Annotated in this window: 20 protein-coding genes; 8 read left to right on the forward strand and 12 right to left on the reverse strand. The window is 57.0% G+C overall.

Features of this window, described 5'->3' with window-relative positions:
• Positions 1 to 63 precede the first annotated feature (63 nt).
• From AC07ED_RS12315 to AC07ED_RS12330, 4 genes are read right to left on the reverse strand one after another with little or no spacing between them, the layout of a single operon-like run.
• Positions 64 to 249, reverse strand: coding sequence for a Flp family type IVb pilin (locus AC07ED_RS12315; protein ID WP_105234240.1), 186 nt, complete (start codon positions 247 to 249; stop codon positions 64 to 66).
• Positions 250 to 277: 28 nt separating this feature from the next.
• Positions 278 to 463, reverse strand: a complete 186-nt coding sequence (locus AC07ED_RS12320; protein WP_067550747.1) for a Flp family type IVb pilin — start codon at positions 461 to 463, stop codon at positions 278 to 280.
• Between the two features lie 37 nt (positions 464 to 500).
• A complete protein-coding gene (locus AC07ED_RS12325) occupies positions 501 to 686 on the reverse strand; it encodes a Flp family type IVb pilin (protein ID WP_067550747.1) in 186 nt (61 codons plus the stop codon).
• A 37-nt stretch (positions 687 to 723) separates the two neighbouring features.
• Complete coding sequence (locus AC07ED_RS12330) at positions 724 to 909, reverse strand: Flp family type IVb pilin (RefSeq protein ID WP_067550747.1); 186 nt, start codon at positions 907 to 909, stop codon at positions 724 to 726.
• A 325-nt stretch (positions 910 to 1,234) separates the two neighbouring features.
• Between AC07ED_RS12330 and AC07ED_RS12335 the strand changes: the two genes are divergently transcribed.
• Positions 1,235 to 2,134 carry a lytic transglycosylase domain-containing protein gene (locus tag AC07ED_RS12335; RefSeq protein ID WP_478242245.1) on the forward strand — a complete coding sequence of 300 codons (900 nt, stop codon included), beginning with the start codon at positions 1,235 to 1,237 and terminating at the stop codon, positions 2,132 to 2,134.
• 2 nt (positions 2,135 to 2,136) lie between these two features.
• Positions 2,137 to 3,564 carry a UbiA family prenyltransferase gene (locus AC07ED_RS12340; RefSeq protein WP_105234238.1) on the forward strand — a complete coding sequence of 476 codons (1,428 nt, stop codon included), beginning with the start codon at positions 2,137 to 2,139 and terminating at the stop codon, positions 3,562 to 3,564.
• A gap of 10 nt (positions 3,565 to 3,574) precedes the next feature.
• On the opposite strand, the gene AC07ED_RS12345 is transcribed toward AC07ED_RS12340, so the two are convergent.
• The 6 genes from AC07ED_RS12345 to topA all read right to left on the reverse strand — a co-directional run bounded on the left by AC07ED_RS12345 (position 3,575) and on the right by topA (position 10,775).
• A complete protein-coding gene (locus AC07ED_RS12345; RefSeq protein ID WP_105234237.1) occupies positions 3,575 to 4,309 on the reverse strand; it encodes an SDR family NAD(P)-dependent oxidoreductase in 735 nt (244 codons plus the stop codon).
• Complete coding sequence (locus tag AC07ED_RS12350) at positions 4,306 to 5,595, reverse strand: FAD-binding oxidoreductase (protein ID WP_105234236.1); 1,290 nt, start codon at positions 5,593 to 5,595, stop codon at positions 4,306 to 4,308. The genes AC07ED_RS12345 and AC07ED_RS12350 overlap by 4 nt, the downstream gene beginning before the upstream one ends.
• Positions 5,596 to 5,599: 4 nt before the next feature.
• Positions 5,600 to 6,592, reverse strand: coding sequence for a lysylphosphatidylglycerol synthase transmembrane domain-containing protein (locus tag AC07ED_RS12355; RefSeq protein WP_105234235.1), 993 nt, complete (start codon positions 6,590 to 6,592; stop codon positions 5,600 to 5,602).
• A gap of 113 nt (positions 6,593 to 6,705) precedes the next feature.
• Positions 6,706 to 7,335: a 3-oxoacid CoA-transferase subunit B gene (locus tag AC07ED_RS12360; RefSeq protein ID WP_105234234.1), complete on the reverse strand. Its 630-nt coding sequence runs from the start codon at positions 7,333 to 7,335 to the stop codon at positions 6,706 to 6,708.
• A complete protein-coding gene (locus AC07ED_RS12365; RefSeq protein ID WP_105234233.1) occupies positions 7,335 to 8,039 on the reverse strand; it encodes a CoA transferase subunit A in 705 nt (234 codons plus the stop codon). Before AC07ED_RS12365 ends, AC07ED_RS12360 begins: the two co-directional genes overlap by 1 nt.
• A gap of 147 nt (positions 8,040 to 8,186) precedes the next feature.
• Entirely contained in the window at positions 8,187 to 10,775 is a 2,589-nt protein-coding gene (topA, locus tag AC07ED_RS12370; protein WP_105234232.1) for a type I DNA topoisomerase, read from the reverse strand.
• Positions 10,776 to 10,933: 158 nt separating this feature from the next.
• Between topA and AC07ED_RS12375 the strand changes: the two genes are divergently transcribed.
• Positions 10,934 to 11,368 carry a hypothetical protein gene (locus tag AC07ED_RS12375; protein ID WP_105234231.1) on the forward strand — a complete coding sequence of 145 codons (435 nt, stop codon included), beginning with the start codon at positions 10,934 to 10,936 and terminating at the stop codon, positions 11,366 to 11,368.
• Here AC07ED_RS12375 and dprA read toward each other — a convergent pair.
• Both dprA and tldD read right to left on the reverse strand, forming a co-directional pair.
• On the reverse strand, positions 11,365 to 12,495 hold the full coding sequence (gene dprA, locus AC07ED_RS12380; RefSeq protein WP_105234230.1) for a DNA-processing protein DprA: 1,131 nt from the start codon (positions 12,493 to 12,495) through the stop codon (positions 11,365 to 11,367). The genes AC07ED_RS12375 and dprA overlap by 4 nt on opposite strands.
• A 172-nt stretch (positions 12,496 to 12,667) precedes the next feature.
• A complete protein-coding gene (gene tldD / locus AC07ED_RS12385; RefSeq protein WP_105234229.1) occupies positions 12,668 to 14,092 on the reverse strand; it encodes a metalloprotease TldD in 1,425 nt (474 codons plus the stop codon).
• Between the two features lie 188 nt (positions 14,093 to 14,280).
• Between tldD and coxB the strand changes: the two genes are divergently transcribed.
• The 5 genes from coxB (at position 14,281) to AC07ED_RS12410 (ending at position 17,855) form a co-directional block, all read left to right on the forward strand.
• Entirely contained in the window at positions 14,281 to 15,180 is a 900-nt protein-coding gene (gene coxB, locus AC07ED_RS12390; RefSeq protein ID WP_105234228.1) for a cytochrome c oxidase subunit II, read from the forward strand.
• Positions 15,181 to 15,280: 100 nt separating this feature from the next.
• The gene (gene cyoE / locus AC07ED_RS12395) at positions 15,281 to 16,213 is read left to right on the forward strand and encodes a heme o synthase (protein ID WP_105234227.1); all 933 of its coding nucleotides are present in this window, start codon (positions 15,281 to 15,283) and stop codon (positions 16,211 to 16,213) included.
• The gene (locus AC07ED_RS12400; protein ID WP_105234226.1) at positions 16,213 to 16,431 is read left to right on the forward strand and encodes a hypothetical protein; all 219 of its coding nucleotides are present in this window, start codon (positions 16,213 to 16,215) and stop codon (positions 16,429 to 16,431) included. Before cyoE ends, AC07ED_RS12400 begins: the two co-directional genes overlap by 1 nt.
• The gene (locus AC07ED_RS12405; RefSeq protein WP_105234225.1) at positions 16,428 to 17,024 is read left to right on the forward strand and encodes a cytochrome c oxidase assembly protein; all 597 of its coding nucleotides are present in this window, start codon (positions 16,428 to 16,430) and stop codon (positions 17,022 to 17,024) included. Before AC07ED_RS12400 ends, AC07ED_RS12405 begins: the two co-directional genes overlap by 4 nt.
• Before the next feature lie 24 nt (positions 17,025 to 17,048).
• Complete coding sequence (locus tag AC07ED_RS12410; protein ID WP_105234224.1) at positions 17,049 to 17,855, forward strand: cytochrome c oxidase subunit 3; 807 nt, start codon at positions 17,049 to 17,051, stop codon at positions 17,853 to 17,855.
• Positions 17,856 to 17,877 lie beyond the last annotated feature (22 nt).

Genomic DNA, 17,877 nt, shown 5'->3' on the forward strand with positions numbered 1-17,877 from the left:
ACCCCTGAAACGATTTTGACCGCCCCCACGTAAGGGACGGTCAGTATTTTTAAGGCACCAAGATCAATAGTATTGATCTGCGAGCTCTGACATCTGGCTAGACATCTTATCGCCCATGGCCGTTTGGTGTTCCCCAGTCGTCGAGACAATCGAGATCCCAAGTCCCACCAACGCCGCGGCCAATACAACCCAATCGACGGTTACGGCACCTTCTTCATCCTGGCGTAGTTTTTTAAACCAAGTTGTCATGTCGAGGCTCCGCTAACCTGGGATGATCTTAGTAGGTTGCGTCTTTTTGTGCGGACAGCATGGTCGACATCTTGTCGCCCATTGCAGTGGTGCCGCCCGATACGGACGAGATAACTGCAATGCCGATACCTACGAGAGCTGCGGTCAGAACAACCCAGTCAACAGTCACTGCGCCGTCTTCGTCGTTGCGGAAGTTTTTGATGAAGTTAAGCATGATACGCTCCAGAATTTCTTTGATGATTAAATAAGGATTAGTAGGTTGCGTCTTTTTGCGCAGACAGCATGGTCGACATTTTGTCGCCCATTGCAGTGGTGCCGCCCGATACGGACGAAATTACTGCGATGCCGATACCTACGAGAGCTGCGGTCAGAACAACCCAGTCAACAGTTACTGCGCCGTCTTCGTCGTTGCGGAAGTTTTTGATGAAGTTAAGCATGATACGCTCCAGAATTTCTTTGATGATTAAATAAGGATTAGTAGGTTGCGTCTTTTTGCGCAGACAGCATGGTCGACATCTTGTCGCCCATTGCAGTGGTGCCGCCCGATACGGACGAGATAACTGCAATGCCGATACCTACGAGAGCAGCGGTCAGAACAACCCAGTCAACAGTCACAGCACCGTCTTCGTCGTTACGGAAGTTTTTGATAAAGTTCAGCATGTCGGTCCCTCCTCAGGGAAATGTAATCGCTCAGTTTTCAGTTCCTTGCGGGGGTGTTTCTCACCAGCCTCTCTGGTTCGTTTCCCGCTTTGGATGAGATGATATAGCCATCCGAATGGGGCGGGATTTGGGCAGCTTTGGTGCAATTTCTGTCCATATGAGATTTTTTAATACGAAAGGCATAAGTGACTGATTAATAAGGTATAAAAGGTTAAATTTTATATACTTTAGGGTATTCCACCCCTGAAAATACTCTACAATTAGGCTCACTCATGGCCATTGTTCCTCCTTTAGGTAGCAATTGGACAGATTTTCTGCGATAGATTTGAAAAAAGCAGAGGCAGGGCAGACCCGCATGACGCGGCGCTTCGCAATCATTTTCAGTTTGGCGACTCTTTTGGCGTCCTCGGCTTTGGCCGAGTCGAACCGTTTGCAGCCCGACTTTACCTTTAGGCGAGTCACCGCGCCGCCCGTTGGCACAACCACAAATCGTATCAATGTGCAGATCGACCCCGCAGCGCCGCGTGCGCCTAGCGCACCATCTGCACCCGCCGCCGCAGGTGAGGCTGCGATCCCTACGACGCGCACCCCTGCCCCGTCATCGAACCCGATTGAAGGTGCCGTTCCGCAAACGGGAACCCTCGATTGGTTTTGGGAGGCCGTGCCCCCTACCCTCGATGCCACCGCACCTGGACGATTGATCCTTGCCCTCGATGCAATGGCCAAAGCCCCCGAAGGCGAAGCGGTCACAGAACCTCGCCTCTCCGCTCTGCACCAGATTGCCGCTGCCCATGGCAAAGACATTATGATCAACACGATTGATACAAATGTCTCGCCCGCGCTGGCCTTGGCCGTAATCGCAGTTGAAAGCGGAGGCGACGCCAGTGCCGTGAGCCGTGTTGGGGCGCAGGGGCTCATGCAACTCATGCCAGCGACGGCTGCACGGTTTGACGTGCGCAACAGCCTCGACCCATCGCAGAACATTCGCGGCGGGATTGCCTACCTCGACTGGCTCATGTCCGAATTTGACAACGACCCAATTCTTTTCATTGCAGCTTACAACGCAGGCGAAGGCGCGATCCGTGACAGCAACGGCGTCCCGAACTTTGCCGAGACCCGCGCCTATGTGCCCAAAGTGCTGTCCGCATGGACAGTGGCACGCGCGCTCTGCGTCACGCCGCCTGAGCTGATGTCAGACGGCTGCGTCTTTAATCTAGGGGACTGACTTTGACCGTTTCAAAGCCACTTGTGCTGGATATCGACGGCACGCTTTTGCGCACTGATATGTTGTTCGAAAATGTCTGGGCGGGACTGGGCACAGATCCGATCCGAACGATCAAAGCGGGCGCATCGCTCTTTCGCAAACCCGCACGTCTGAAAGAGGCCATATATAATATAGCCGACATTCGCGTGGACCTGCTGCCCGTGAACACCAAAGTTCTGGAGTTCGCAAAGGCCGCCCAAGCCGACGGGCGCGAGGTGATCCTCGCCAGCGCGTCGGACGAACGACTGGTTCAAGCGCTTGCCGATCATCATGGGTTCGACGGGGCCATTGGGTCCAAAGACGGTCACAACCTCAAAGGCGCGAACAAAGCCACCGCATTGGTCGAACGCTACGGCAAGGGTGGGTTCGATTACGCAGGCGACGATTCATCTGACACGGCGATTTGGGATGTTGCGGATCAGGCGATCATCGTGGGAACCGCAGGCGGAGCCGCCGCACGTTACCCGTCCGAGAAGGTGACAACCTTTGACGCGCCGCACAAAACCTCTGAAGCCATTCGCGCCATGCGTCCGCATCAGTGGGTCAAAAACATCCTGTTGTTCCTGCCCATGATTGCCGCCCACCAATTTGGGCTAGCATCCTTCGGCCTGATCATCCTCGGCATCATGGCGTTCTCGGCGGCGGCATCCTGCATCTATATCGTCAACGACCTGCTCGACCTCGAAGCGGACCGCCTCCACGTCAAGAAATGCAAGCGCCCGTTCGCCGCTGGGACCGTGCCAATCAAAACGGGCATGATGATCTGCGCGGCGCTTGGGGTCTTTGCACTTGGCCTTGGCGCGTTCCTCGGCGTCGCGTTCTTTGGCGTCGTGGCACTCTATATGATCCTGTCGCTCGCTTATTCGCTGAAACTCAAACGGATGCGCTGGATCGACATTTTCACGCTCGCATCGCTCTACACGATCCGCGTGGTGGCTGGCGCAGCGGCGAGCCGTGTTGACGCCTCTGTCTTTATGTTGATCTTCATCTTCCCGATCTTTGTCACCCTCGGCTGCGTGAAGCGTTTGACCGAACTGACGCTTGCCACCAACGATGACCGCCTACCCGGGCGCGGGTATGGCCGCCCGGACAGACCAGACCTGTTGAACGTCGGCATTCTCGGGATGATCGGGGCGCTGGTGATCTTCTTCCTTTACTCGTTCAGCGAACAAGCGCGGATGCTTTACCCGTCCCAATGGCTCCTGTGGGTTGCGCTGATCCCGATTGCGGCATGGCTGAACCGCATGGTGCGTCTGGGTTGGTATGGAAAGCAGGACTACGACCCGATTGTTTTCGCCCTCAAGGACAAACGCGGGATCGGTCTTTTGCTGATCACCCTGTCGCTGATGTTCTACAGCGCAGGGCTCTGGCAAAAATGGTTCGGGTTCTGAGGGACAACCCTCAGAACGACAGTTTCTTAAAGATCGGTTCGGGGATCAGTTTGATCACGGTCATGATCGGGAACCAGATTTTCGCGGTATAGATCACGTTCCGCTTTTTCTGAACGCCCTTGAGGATGTCCTCAACCGCTGCCTCTGGCGTGGTCATCGCAGGCATTTTCATGCCCCACGTCATCGCTGTATCGACGGGGCCAGGTTTTACCGTCATCACATGAATACCCTTGCGCCCCATACGGTTACGCAGACCAGACAGGTAGGTCGTGAAGCCAGCCTTGGCCGCTCCGTAGACGTAATTGTTCAAACGCCCACGATCACCCGCAACAGAGCTAATCCCGACGACAACGCCTTGTTCGCGAGCCTCCATCACAGGAGCCAGCAGGGTTAGGAACCGCGCAGGACCGGTAAAGCTGTCGGTGACAACGCCATCGATCAAGGACGGATCAACGTCGATCTCGGCCTGATCGGGCATCGAGCCAACGAACACCGCGCAATTGATCGTACCTTCGAGGTCCTTGGCTGCCTCGATCACAGCGTCAAAGGTTGCCGCATCGCGCATATCAATCGGCATGACGGTTGCCTCAGGCGCACTACGCACCGTCGCGTCCGCAGCGGTCGCCTCCATATCAACGATGTCACGTCCGCATAGAATAAATGCCGCTCCCGCCTCGGCTTGCTTACGGATGAAGGCGCGGGCGATGGCGGAAGTTGCGCCCAAGATGATCCAAGTGTCGGTCATTTTGCACCTCGTAGGTTCAAGCGGCGAGTCATATCGGTTTCAAAACGGCGATCAGGATCGGCTTCGTTCACGGCCTCCACCCACTCCGAATATTCGGGATACATCGATTTAATGACGGCACCCGATGCGAGGCTATCTTTGGCCAGATAAATCCGACCACCAGCCGTATCCGTCAGGCTGATTAGTTCCGCGATCAGTTCAGCAGCCGCTTCACGTGCGGGGAAATCAACGGCGAGCGTATAGCCCTCCATCGGGAAGGACATGTAACCGCCCCGCCCCGCGCCCATGCGTTTCAAAACAGCTAGTGGAGAGGCCAGACCAGAAGACGCAATCGCGCTCAACATGGATTTGAGCGCATCCACTTGGGCCAAGGGCACGACGCACTGAAACTGGTGAAAGCCACGTTTGCCATAGAGACGGTTCCAATCGTGGATCTTGTCGAGCGGGAAAAAGAAATCCTCAATGCTGCGATCAACGGTGCGACCCTCGGCTGGCACGCGGCGATAGTAGGCTTCGTTGAAGGCCTTTACGATCGGCGATGACAGCGCAAATTTCGGCGCATCAAAGGGCACCTTTTTCGCCCCTTTCGGAGCAGAATAGTCACCGCCGCCGACCTCAGCTTCTTCGACGATGCCGCGACCCAGAGCATCACCCTTGGCCATTGCATCAATCCAACCCACGCAATAGGTCGCCGTGCTCGCGTCCAGCATCTCGATGTGCTGGTCCCAGTTTTGCACACGGCGTTCGGTAACGCGCATTTGGCCGCCAGTGATCGGCTTCAACCGAAGCTTTGCTGACAGGATAACACCCGTTTGCCCCAGTCCGCCAATCGTGGCTTTCCAGATCACCTCATCGGCGGGGGTAATGACACGCGTTCCGTCGGCGCCGAGCAGCGTAATTTCAGTCACATGCTGGCCAAACGATCCTTCGTTTTGGTGGTTCTTGCCGTGCACATCCATGCCAATGGATCCACCGACTGTCGCAAACCCTGTGCCGGGCATCACGGCGGGCAGATAGCCCTTGGGTGCGAAAATCCGTGCTAGGGTAGCGATGGTGCAGCCCGCCTCGACATGAACGATGTCACCGTCGAATCCGATGATCCGATCCAGCCGCGTCATATCCGTCGCCCGACCGTTATCGTTCAGCGCCGCATCACCATAACTGCGGCGGTTGCCAATCGCTGGGCCTTGGGCTGTGACCGCAGCCCGACGTTCAGGGCGTGCAAGTTCACCATCAGCAGTCAGGGCGCGGCCCCAACCAGAATAAGTCGTTGTCTTCCAAAGCATCGTATCAAAGTGCCTGTTTTAAAGAATGTCGTTCAGCAAATGGGAACACCAATAGCCCCAACCCAATCGCAAACCAAAGGGTCGTCACACGAATAATCGCCGTCGCAGGTAACGAGGTTTCAAGCGGCACGCCCTGCATCGACAAGAGCGCGACCATCGCGGCCTCGGCCCCACCGACACCACCTGGTGCGCCCGTCAGCCCGCCTGCGAGGGTCGAGAAGGTAAAAATCGTTGCGGCCATCCAAAACCCAATGTCCGCACCCATCCACATGAGCAGAAGGTGGAACGCATATCCTTCGGCAATCCAGCCCGTCAGGCCTAGAGCCAAAGTAATGATCACCGTTTTAGGGTCGGAAAATGCAGAAAGTGATCCAGCCGCACGCCGCACGCGGACCATCAAGCGTGGGAAGAATCCAGTTAGTCGGTAGGCAAATCCCGCCGCCCCAGCGAGGAGCGATGGACGCGTGGCGATAAACGCAACCAACAACGCCGCAATCGCCACAGGTAGGCCAAACGCGATACCACCCGCGCCAAAGGACAGGCCCAGCGCCAGAATGATCGCCATTGCCGCCAGATCACCAGCCCGATCCATCAGGACCAGCGGCGCGGTCCGTTCGACGGCCCAACCCGTTTCACGCTTGATCCACCGCATTCGGATCAGTTCGCCAACCCTACCAGGGGTCACGGACATCGCGAACCCACCGATGAAGTGACGGAGGTCTTGGGTTAACGTCGTCGGAAGGCCAATTTTTCGCGCCATCACGTGCCAGCGGCTGCCACGGAACACGTAGTTCACAAGGCTCAGCCCCAAGAGAACAACGAATTGCAGAAAAGAGAGACGCGACAACTGGGCAATCGTGTCTTCCCAACCCGTCGCAAGAGCAAGCCCAGCCAAACCCGCAATGACAAAACCAAATAACCCCGCCAGCAGCGCGATGTCGCGCCAACGGCGGTGTGTGGTCGAGCCTGTGTCTGGCAATCTATTTGTGCTGCTCATTGTCATTGGTCACAAAATAGCAACCGATTGGGGCCGAATTATGAAACCCAAGGCAATTTTAGAAACAATTAACACACGCGAAAGAAGAAGGGCGCCCGAAGGCGCCCGTTCCCTTAGTCTACAATCGTCGCCTCGGTCGCGGCACGAAGCTCTTCTTCGGCGACGCCATCAGCGAGCTCGACGATTTTCAGGCCGCCTTCGACCACATCCAGAACCCCAAGGTTCGAGATGATGCGATCAACGACGCTCTTACCCGTCAGCGGCAGGGTGCACGCTTTCAGAACCTTCGATTCACCGTGTTTGTTGGTGTGATCCATCACGACAACAACGCGACCAACACCCGCAACGAGGTCCATCGCGCCGCCCATGCCTTTGACCAGCTTGCCTGGGATCATCCAGTTCGCGAGGTCGCCGTTCTCGGCCACTTCCATCGCGCCAAGGATCGCCATCGCGATTTTGCCGCCACGGATCATTGCGAACGACTGCGCAGAGTCGAAATAGGCGGTGTGCGGCAGTTCGGTGATCGTCTGTTTGCCTGCGTTGATCAGGTCAGCGTCTTCTTCGCCCTCAAACGGGAACGGCCCCATGCCGAGCATCCCGTTTTCGGACTGAAGCGTCACTTCGACGCCTTCGGGGATGTAGTTCGCAACGAGCGTCGGGATACCGATTCCGAGGTTCACATACCAACCGTCTTGAAGTTCTTGCGCGGCCCGCGCCGCCATCTGGTTACGATCCCACGGCATTATGCGGACTCCTTCTTGCGGGTGGTGCGCTGTTCGATACGTTTTTCGTGTGCGCCCTCGATGATGCGATGGACGTAGATGCCCGGCAGGTGGATCGCATCTGGATCGAGCGTCCCTGCTGGCACGATTTCTTCGACCTCTGCAACGCAGATTTTACCGCAGGTCGCGGCAGGCACGTTAAAGTTCCGCGCAGTTTTGCGGAAAATCAGGTTGCCCGTTGTATCCGCTTTCCATGCCTTCACGATCGCAAGGTCGGCAAAGATACCTTCTTCCAAGATGTAGGTTTGGCCGTTGAAGTCTTTGTGTTCTTTGCCTTCAGCAATCACGGTGCCCACGCCAGTTTTCGTGTAGAAACCGGGGATACCAGCGCCACCAGCGCGCATACGTTCGGCCAATGTACCTTGCGGGTTGAACTCCAACTCCAGCTCGCCCGACAGATACTGGCGCATGAACTCAGCGTTTTCACCCACATAGGACGAGATCATTTTCTTAACCTGTTTGGTCTGCAAAAGGATGCCGATCCCGAACTCATCTACGCCTGCGTTGTTCGATGCAAAGGTAAGGTCCTTGGTGCCTGCATCTTTGATCGCGTCCAGCAAAAGTTCGGGGATACCGCAGAGGCCGAAACCACCCGCCGCGATAAACATCCCGTCAAACAAAAGCCCATCAAGGGCCTCTGCTGCACTACCGTAAATCTTCTTCATTCTCTCCCCCTCTGGGTCCGTATGGGCCACTCTTGGCAAAGAGCCTCCCTCATCATGGCGGTTAGATTACTGAAAAAATCGCCGCTGTCCCGTGGTTTTTTCTGCACCTGCAAAAGAAAGCGGCGAGCCTTGGCCCGCCGTTCTGTGTCATTCGTCGCTAGCTGCTTTTTTCGCTGGCGCTTTTTTCGCTGTGGCCTTCTTGGCGGCGGGCTTTTTCGCTGCAGCCTTTTTTGCGGGGGCCTTGCGTTTCTTGCCAGACTTCGCGGCTTTTTCGTTTACCAGTTCAATCGCTTGTTCGACCGTCACCGACTCTGGGTCTACGTCTTTGGGCAGTGTCGCGTTGACCTTCTCCCATTTGATGTAGGGACCATAACGCCCCGACATGACCGCCATAGCACCGCCATCTGGGTGATCACCCAGTTCCTTGAGCGGTTTCGCAGCTTCACGGCCACCACGACCTGCCTTTTTCAGGGCCAGCACTTCGACGGCGCGGTTCATACCGATGTCAAAGACCTCATCAACCTCTTTGAGGTTCGCATAAGTCGTGCCGTGTTTCACAAACGGACCAAAGCGACCGATGCCTGCCTCGACCACAACACCATCTTCGGGGTGCGGGCCGATTTCGCGCGGCAGGTTCAGCAGCATCAGTGCCTTATCAAGATCGATTGAGTCCGTCGTCCAGCCTTTCGGCAGACTTGCACGCGGGGGCTTCGGGAAATCCTCAGAGGCTTCACCACGTTGGACATAGGGGCCATAGCGACCATCGCGGAGTGAGATTGGATCGCCGTCATCGTGACCCAGCAATTTGCCGTCAGGACCGATGCCCGTTTGCTCCATCCCCGGAGGGCCGAACGGACGGGTAAAGCGGCATTCTGGGTAATTCGAACAGCCGATGAACGCACCACCAGACCGCGCCGTCCGCATGGACAGTCGCCCAGCGCCACAGTTCGGGCAAGCACGCGGATCGCTGCCGTCCTCTTTGGCTGGGAAGAGATGCGGTTCGAGAACCTCGTTGATCTTATCGAGCACCTCGGTGATCCGAAGTTCGGACGTTTCCGCAATCGCAGCCGAGAAGTCCTTCCAGAAGCGTTGCAGCAGGTCGTGGTAATCCACCTCGCCCGCCGACACCTCGTCGAGTTCGTTCTCGAGGCTCGCCGTGAAGTCATACTCCACATACTTTTTAAAGTAGTTCGACAGGAAGACGGTGACCAAACGGCCTTTGTCTTGCGGGATTAGGCGACCTTTATCTTTAGTCACATAATCGCGGTCCTGAATCGTGGTCACGATAGAGGCATAGGTGGACGGGCGACCAATCCCCAGCTCTTCCATCTTTTTAACCAATGTCGCCTCGGTGTAACGCGGCGGCGGCTGGGTGAAGTGCTGCTCTGGCAGAACTTCTTTTTTATCGGTTTTGTCGCCAGCAGCGAGGAGCGGCAGACGTTTGTCGTCGTCATCCACAACGCTGTCGTCGCGACCTTCTTCGTAAACGGCGATAAAGCCTTCGAACAGAACGACCTGACCCGTGGCACGCAGGATGACCTGACCATCAGCCGAAGCAATATCGACCGTGGTGCGTTCCATTTGCGCGGCAGCCATCTGGCTCGCGATGGTGCGTTTGTAGATCAGATCGTAGAGCTTCTGCTGATCCGCATCCGAGATTTTAACCTTTTCGGGCGACATAAACATATCCGTTGGGCGGATACATTCGTGCGCTTCCTGCGCGTTCTTCGCCTTGTTTTTATACATGCGCGGGCTGGACGGCAGGTATTTTTCGCCGAACTTTTCTTTGATCGCATCGCGCGCGGCCATGACCGCCTCAGGTGCCATGTCGATACCGTCGGTACGCATGTAAGTGATCAGACCAGCCTCATACAAACGCTGGGCCGCGCTCATCGCTTGGCGAGCACCCATACCGAACTTGCGCGAGGCTTCCTGCTGGAGCGTCGAGGTCATGAAGGGCGGGGACGGGTTACGGTTGGCAGGCTTTGCCTCAACCGACTGAACCGTCAGATCACGGCTCGAAATCGCAGCGGCAGCCAGTTCAGCCTGCGCCGCCGTCGAAATATCAAATTTGTCGAGCTTTTTGCCCGCGAACGATGTCAGACGCGCCTCGAACTGTTGACCGCGCGGGTTCGCAAGAACAGCCTTCACGGTCCAGTATTCTTGGGGGTTGAAGGCCTCAATCTCCATCTCGCGTTCAACGATCAGGCGCAGACATACGGACTGCACGCGGCCTGCCGATTTAGAACCGGGGAGCTTGCGCCACAGAACAGGCGAGAGGTTAAACCCAACAAGGTAGTCCAGCGCACGGCGGGCCAGATAGGCCTCAACCAGATGGGTGTCGACCTGACGCGGGTTTTTCATCGCCTCCGTCACAGCATTCTTGGTGATCGCGTTGAATGTCACGCGGCTCACGGTCGTCGATTTCTTAATCGCGCGACGCGTGGTCAGGGTCTCTTGCAGGTGCCAGCTGATGGCTTCGCCTTCGCGATCAGGGTCGGTTGCGAGAATAAGAACGTCGTCGTCCTTGAGCGCGTCAGCAATCGCCTTAACGTGCTTTTTGCTATCATTCGCGACTTCCCATTTCATCTCGAAATTGGCGTCGGTATCGACAGAGCCGTCTTTCGGAGGCAGGTCGCGGACGTGACCGTAGGATGCCAAAACCGTGTAGTCCGATCCAAGATATTTGTTGATTGTCTTGGCTTTAGCCGGGGATTCGACAACAACAACTGGCATGGGAACTCCGTAAGAAAAGGCTTTTGCGTATGGCGCGGCAACATGTGTGCTATCGCAGTGGAATGTCAATGCACCCATTTCTCACCCTTGATCAAGGTCATAGCGACACTGTCAAAATAACTTCAAACTAAGGTCTGATTGGTTGGGAGGGTATTTTGATGACTTTCAAATTCGTCACCATGGCTGCGCTTGTCGCTCTTCCGATTGGCGCGATGGCCGAGCAGGTCTTTACTCCAGAACGTGGAACTAACCTCAGATCTGAGCTGATGAACACCGCCCGCCCCTATGCGGAGTCCGTATTCGGCGCACCTGTTGAGTTCGTGGTGCACGACTTACTTGTTCAAGGCGATCACGCTTATGCGTGGCTGACGGCGCAGCGACCGGGCGGTGGGCAAATTGACCTAACCCGCGCACCCGCAGCCAAAGACATCATGTTCGGCGTGAACGACCACACCGATATAAATGTGTTCTATGAACGCAGCGGAGCGGGCTGGAAGGTCTACGACTGGGCCGCGTTTGCGACGGACGTTTGGTGGCAACGCAAGGACATTTGCGCGGGGTGGGGCAACCTGTTGGACTACGGTTGCAACTAAAGGCGCGACAACAACCCGCCAACATGTCGTTGGATCGCCCCGTCTAGTTCAAGAGCGATCAGCGCAGGCGCAATGAGGCTTGGCGCTGACTTCATGTCCCTGATCAACTGATCCTCTGCGATTGGCGATGGCCCGAGGCGGGATAAGATTTGCTTGTGCAGGGCCTTGCTGTCTTCAAAACTGCGCTGGGGCTGCGGGATCGGGGCGAGAGGCAATTCAGGCGCTTCTTCCACCAATGGCGTCAGACCCGCGATCACGTCCTCGGCCCCACGGATCAACGTCGCACCATCGCGGATTAATGCATTGCAGCCCCCTGCCCGCCCATCAAACGGATGCCCCGGAACGGCAAAGACCTCTCGCCCTTGGGCCAGAGCGTTTTCGGCGGTGATCAGACTGCCCGACTTCGCAGCCGCTTCAACCACGACAACGGCGCGACTGAGGCCAGAGATGATGCGATTGCGTGCGGGGAAATGGCGGGCTTGGGGTTGCAGGCCGATCGGTTGTTCGGACAGGCGCAGACCTTTGGCGCCGATGGCATGAAACAGTTCGGCGTTTTCGTTGGGATAGATAACATCAACGCCGCCGCCCAATACGGCAACGGTGCCCGCGTCAATTGCAGCATGATGCGCGGCAGCATCCACACCGCGGGCGAGGCCTGACACGACGACATACCCCGCCGCCGATAAGTCCGCCGCGAGTTTCCGCGCCATCCGCGTGCCCAATGAGGACGCATTGCGGGCACCAACCAGCGCGACCATCGGGCGAGTCAAAAGGGACGTATCGCCAACCGCCCAGAGGATCGGTGGGGCGTCGTCTAATGTAGCCAGTGACGCGGGATAGTCTGGATCGCCGAGGCACAGCATCCGCGCTTTGACAGCGCGGGCGGCTTTGAGTTCCGCGTGAATGACGCCTTCGGGACAGATCGCGTAATCGGTGACACCCGCTGCGCGCGCGACTTCTGGCAAAGCCTCTAGGGCGACCTCGGCAGAACCATGCTCCGCGATCAGTCGGTGAAAAGTCGCGACACCGACCCGACGAGATCGCAGCAGACGGAGACGGTTAAACCGGTCGGCTTCCGTGGTGGGTGGGAGTGGGGGGTGAGTGGAAGAACGTGGGGTTCCGGTCATCCTGTGCTCCATCTGCTGCAGGATGGAGTTCTAACCGCTCATCATTAATGTCCGGTAAACGACGCGGGACTATTCAGGATTAAATGCTTCTGGACACTGAAGGCATGGTTCGTAAGCGCCCGATCGATAGAGGGCAGGCGTTCTCCGCACCACGAGGGACAGAACACGCCGCTTAAGACGCCGCGCCGCCGACCGTCAGGCCGCCGACCATTAGCGTTGGTTGTCCTACACCTACGGGAACCCACTGACCTGCCTTACCGCAGTTGCCGATACCAGGGTCGAGAGCCATGTCGTTACCAATCGCGCGGATTTGGCCCATCGCGGTCGGACCGTCGCCGATCAGGGTCGCACCTTTAACAGGGGCGCCGACCACACCGTTTTTAACGCGGTAGGCTTCGGTGCAAGAGAACACGAACTTGCCGTTGGTGATATCCACCTGACCGCCGCCAAAGCCCACAGCATAAATGCCGTCCTTTAGATCGGCGAGGATCGCTGCGGGGTCAGCGTCGCCACCTAACATATAAGTGTTGGTCATGCGCGGCATCGGCAGGTGGGCAAAGCTTTCGCGGCGACCGTTTCCTGTTGCCTCTACGCCCATCAATCGCGCGTTTTGACGGTCCTGCATGTAGCCGACGAGGATACCGTCCTCGATCAGGACGTTTTTGCCAGACGGCGTGCCTTCGTCATCGACGGTGATCGACCCGCGACGCCCCGGAATGGTGCCGTCATCCAGAACGGTGACGCCTTTGGCCGCGACCTGCTGGCCGACACGCCCCGAAAACGCGCTGGTGCCTTTGCGGTTAAAATCACCTTCGAGGCCATGACCGACAGCCTCGTGGAGTAGAACCCCCGGCCAACCCGGCCCAAGGACAACATCCATCACGCCCGCAGGTGCTGCCTCGGCCTCCAGATTTACCAGAGCAACGCGCAATGCCTCACGTACGGCAGGTTCCCAGTGGTCGCGAGAGATCAGACCGATCAGCCCTTCGCGGCCACCACCACCGTGGCCCCCAGACTCGCGGCGCCCGTTCGCATCCTCGACGATGACAGAGACGTTTACGCGGCTCATGGGGCGAATGTCGGTAACGATGGTGCCTTCGGGCCGCAGAATCACGACCTCTTGCAGAGAGGCCGCAAGGGATGCGGTCACTTGCACAACCCGACTGTCCAAATCACGCGCAAAGGCATCAATTTCGTTCAGCACGTCGATCTTTGCCGGAAAGGTCGCCTGCGCGATGGGATCAACGTCACTATATAGTTTGACGTTGGTGGGCTTTGGACCGACCGCCAAAGTGCCGCCGCCGTCGCCCACAGCCAAACGGGCCGTCGCGACCGCTCTTTTCAGCGAAGATTCGTCGATTGTTGTCGAATGCGCGTAGCCTGCCGTCTCTCCCCGCACGGCGCGGAGGCCGAAACCCTCAGAAGAATCGTAGCTGGCTGTTTTGATGCGACCATCGTCTAAAGTCAAAACTTCCGCGCGACGCCGTTCGAGAAAAAGCTCTCCATCATCGGCCCCAGCAGTCGCTTCACGCAACAAAACAAGGGCTTGATCCTGATCCAGAGAGGTTTCGAAGGGGCGGAAGTGATCGGTTTTCATATTTTGCTTTCGTGATATTATCTTTGACATAGGTCAAAAAAGGACAATATGCCGCCCTTGTGGTTCTTGAGTTGTGTCGCAGGATATGGGACATGCAACGCTGGATACAATGGGATTCCGGAGATTGTTCTCTTGGGTACCACACTAAGGGGAGGGGCATCAGTGCCCCTAAAAGCACAGGGTTAAAGATGCGATTGACCAATTTTGTCTCCAAGCTTTCCGCTGCCGCTGGCCTTGCACTGGCTGGCGTTGCTGCGAAAGCGCAGGAAGTGAACCAACAACTTGAAGTAATCGGTGCGCCGACACCAGGTGGCATGGGCTTCCAGCCTGCTGCGTCCGAACTCGCACGTGACCTACAGTGGCTCGACGGTATGATCCTCGCGATCATCACCGTTATCACCCTGTTCGTCGTGGCTCTGCTGGCTATCGTGATTGTGCGCTACAACCGCCGCGCAAACCCGACACCAGCGACCTTCACCCACAACTCGCCACTCGAAATCGCTTGGACCGTTATTCCGATCGTTATTCTGGTGTTCATCGGTGCGTTCTCGCTGCCGATCCTGTTCAAGCAGCAGGAATTCCCTGAAGGTGACATCACCATCAAGGTCACCGGAAACCAGTGGTACTGGTCTTACGAATACGTTGATGATGGCATTGCGTTCGACAGCTACATGATCGGTCACCCGTCTTCGGTTCCGATGGGCTACGAAGGTCCGGAAATCGCTCCGTTCGTTCGCGACGAAGCTATGGATGCGCTGATGGAGAACTTCGGCTACGATCCGTCGCTCTTTGCTCTGGCTACCGATACCGCAATCGTTGTTCCGGTTGGCGCAACCATCGTGATGCAAGTCACTGGCGCGGACGTGATCCACTCCTTCGCTCTGCCGGCCATGGGCGTAAAACAGGACGCTGTTCCTGGTCGTCTGGCACAGCTGTGGTTCGCACCTGAAGTTGAAGGCATCTACTTCGGCCAGTGTTCGGAAATCTGCGGCAAAGACCACGCTTACATGCCGATCACTCTGAAAGTTGTCAGCCAAGAAGCGTACGATGAGTGGCTGGCTGCTGCGAAAGAAGAATACCCGGCCTAATCGCCGCGCGGCAGGGCCTGTCCTTGCCGACTACAGAACACGAACGGGCGGGATTTCCCGCCCTTCGCTTCACCCCATTACCTCGTAAGAAGAGCCGCGAATGACCGACGCCAGCTTGCCAGAGACCACCCGCGAAGCCAGCATGGGCGATTACATCGCTTTGCTGAAGCCCCGCGTGATGTCGCTCGTGGTGTTTACCGCGCTGGTTGGTCTGATCGTGGCTCCTGTGCCTGTGCACCCCTTCATCGCTTTTGTTGGCATCTTGTGCATCGCAGTGGGCGGCGGCGCTTCGGCGGCGCTGAACATGTGGTGGGATGCTGACATTGACCGTATCATGAAGCGCACTTCGAACCGCCCGATCCCCTCGGGCCGCGTTCAGCCCGAAGAAGCACTGGCCATCGGCCTTGCGCTCAGCGGGTTTTCGGTTGTGCTCTTGGGTCTGGCGTCGAACTGGCTGGCCGCTGGTCTGCTGGCGTTCACCATTTTCTTTTACGCCGTCGTCTATACGATTTGGCTTAAACGCTCGACACCGCAGAACATCGTGATCGGTGGCCTGTCTGGCGCGCTGCCGCCGATGATCGGCTGGGCGGTTGCGACTGGCGGCATCACCATCGAATCGGTTTTGATGGTCGCGCTGATCTTTATGTGGACCCCGCCGCACTTCTGGTCGCTGGCGATCTTTGTTAAATCCGACTACGGCCGCGCTGGCGTACCTATGCTGACCGAAACACACGGTCGCCGCGTCACCCGTAACCACATCATGGGTTACATGATTGCGCTGATCCCTGTGTCGATGGCTATCGTATTCACTTCGATCGGCGGCTGGGTTTACCTCGCAACCGCGATCATCATGAACCTGTGGTTCCTCAAGGCATGCTACGCCGTATGGCGCCGTGACGAAGAGGCTGCAGAGGCAGACAGCTTTGCTGCGGAACGTTCGGCGTTCAAAGTGTCGCTCGCCTATTTGTTCCTCCATTTTGCAGCCCTGATGATTGATGCAGCTCTGCGCACTCAAGGGATTGGTGGCTTCTAATGACTATCCGCGTTGAACACGAACTCCACACACGCCGCAAAGGCCGCAACTACGGCCTGCTGATCGTGCTGCTGGCATTCGTTGGCTTGGTCTTTGGCCTGACCGTTGTGAAGGTTCTCGAACTGGGCGACGCTCGTAAGTTCGAAAGCAACGACCACGTTTTGCGTCCGGCTCTTCTGCCGATGGACACCCCCGCTACTACGGAGGCTGGTCAGTGAAATTGTTCCCAAACATTCAAGGCGCTAAACGCACGGTGCTCCAGCTGGTGACAGTTGTGGTCGTCATGGGTGCGTTGTCTTGGGCGTCGGTTCCGTTTTACAGCTGGTTCTGTAAGGTCACTGGCTTTGGCGGCGCGACCAATGTCGTCGAAACCGCAAGCGATGTGATCCTCGATCGCGAGATGAAAATCCGCTTCGACGGGTCGACCGATCCATCCTTGCCGTGGTCATTCAAACCCGTTCAGCGCGAGATGACCGTAAAAATCGGTCAAACCGCGCTTGCCTATTACGAAGCAACCAACACCTCGAACCGCCCCGTTGCGGGTCAGGCGACCTATAACGTCGTCCCCTACGAGGCAGGTGGTTTCTTTGATAAGATCGAATGTTTCTGCTTTACCGAACAGGTTTTGCAGCCAGGTGAAACCGTGGTCATGCCCGTGAGCTTCTTTGTAGACCCCGCGATCGTTGATGATCGGGACGCAAAATACGTGCATACAATCACGCTCAGCTATACATTCTTTGAAATCCCGCTGCCGGACCAAGATACGGCAGCACTGTCCGATACGGCACCCGCCGACACCAAACTTAACTAAAGACCAGCCGCAGGGAACACTGACATGGCTCACGCTAAGAACCACGACTACCACATTCTTCCGCCGTCGATCTGGCCGTTCGCTTCGGCTGTAGCGGCCTTCATCATGCTGTTCGGCGCCGTCATGTGGATGGCGAACGACATGCCTTGGATGTTCCTGATCGGCCTCGTTGCGTCGCTCTACTCCGCAGGCGCATGGTGGGCTGACACCGTGAAAGAGAACAAAGCTGGCGACCACACCGCGGTTGTTCGCATCGGTCTGCGCTACGGCGTAATCCTGTTCATCATGTCCGAAGTTATGTTCTTCGCTGCATGGTTCTGGGCGTTCTTCAAAACCCAAATGTATCCGATGTTCACCTACGCAGGCACCTCCTACGTAGAGCCGTCCATTGTTCCGGTTGATGCATTCCACCTGCCGCTGATCAACACTCTGATCCTGCTCTGCTCGGGTGCTGCTGTGACTTGGGCACACCACGCGCTGGTGCACGAAAACAACCGCAAAGACCTCGTTCAGGGCCTGACCATCGGTATCATCCTCGGCGTATTCTTCACCATTCTTCAGGTATATGAATACTACGAACTGATCGTGCACATGGGTTGGTCGCTGTCGGGTGACGTGTTCTACAACACCTTCTTCATGGCAACTGGCTTCCACGGTTTCCACGTCGTCATCGGTACGATCTTCCTGACCGTCTGCTTGATCCGTGCAACTCGTGGACACTTCTCGCCTGAATCGCACGTCGGTTTCGAAGCAGCAGCTTGGTACTGGCACTTCGTTGACGTTGTATGGCTGTTCCTCTTCGCAGCAGTCTACATCTGGGGCCAAGCCTAAGGTTTGCGCAGGCGGGACTTGA

The sequence above is a fragment of the Aestuarium zhoushanense genome, assembly GCF_056431045.1.

Coding starts and splice junctions, on each gene's coding strand:
- AC07ED_RS12315 (WP_105234240.1), bottom strand. CDS start 249: ATGACAACTTGGTTTAAAAAACTACGCCAGGATGAAGAAGGTGCCGTA.
- AC07ED_RS12320 (WP_067550747.1), bottom strand. CDS start 463: ATGCTTAACTTCATCAAAAACTTCCGCAACGACGAAGACGGCGCAGTG.
- AC07ED_RS12325 (WP_067550747.1), bottom strand. CDS start 686: ATGCTTAACTTCATCAAAAACTTCCGCAACGACGAAGACGGCGCAGTA.
- AC07ED_RS12330 (WP_067550747.1), bottom strand. CDS start 909: ATGCTGAACTTTATCAAAAACTTCCGTAACGACGAAGACGGTGCTGTG.
- AC07ED_RS12345 (WP_105234237.1), bottom strand. CDS start 4,309: ATGACCGACACTTGGATCATCTTGGGCGCAACTTCCGCCATCGCCCGC.
- AC07ED_RS12350 (WP_105234236.1), bottom strand. CDS start 5,595: ATGCTTTGGAAGACAACGACTTATTCTGGTTGGGGCCGCGCCCTGACT.
- AC07ED_RS12355 (WP_105234235.1), bottom strand. CDS start 6,592: ATGAGCAGCACAAATAGATTGCCAGACACAGGCTCGACCACACACCGC.
- AC07ED_RS12360 (WP_105234234.1), bottom strand. CDS start 7,335: ATGCCGTGGGATCGTAACCAGATGGCGGCGCGGGCCGCGCAAGAACTT.
- AC07ED_RS12365 (WP_105234233.1), bottom strand. CDS start 8,039: ATGAAGAAGATTTACGGTAGTGCAGCAGAGGCCCTTGATGGGCTTTTG.
- topA (WP_105234232.1), bottom strand. CDS start 10,775: ATGCCAGTTGTTGTTGTCGAATCCCCGGCTAAAGCCAAGACAATCAAC.
- AC07ED_RS12375 (WP_105234231.1), top strand. CDS start 10,934: ATGACTTTCAAATTCGTCACCATGGCTGCGCTTGTCGCTCTTCCGATT.
- dprA (WP_105234230.1), bottom strand. CDS start 12,495: ATGACCGGAACCCCACGTTCTTCCACTCACCCCCCACTCCCACCCACC.
- tldD (WP_105234229.1), bottom strand. CDS start 14,092: ATGAAAACCGATCACTTCCGCCCCTTCGAAACCTCTCTGGATCAGGAT.
- coxB (WP_105234228.1), top strand. CDS start 14,281: ATGCGATTGACCAATTTTGTCTCCAAGCTTTCCGCTGCCGCTGGCCTT.
- cyoE (WP_105234227.1), top strand. CDS start 15,281: ATGACCGACGCCAGCTTGCCAGAGACCACCCGCGAAGCCAGCATGGGC.
- AC07ED_RS12400 (WP_105234226.1), top strand. CDS start 16,213: ATGACTATCCGCGTTGAACACGAACTCCACACACGCCGCAAAGGCCGC.
- AC07ED_RS12410 (WP_105234224.1), top strand. CDS start 17,049: ATGGCTCACGCTAAGAACCACGACTACCACATTCTTCCGCCGTCGATC.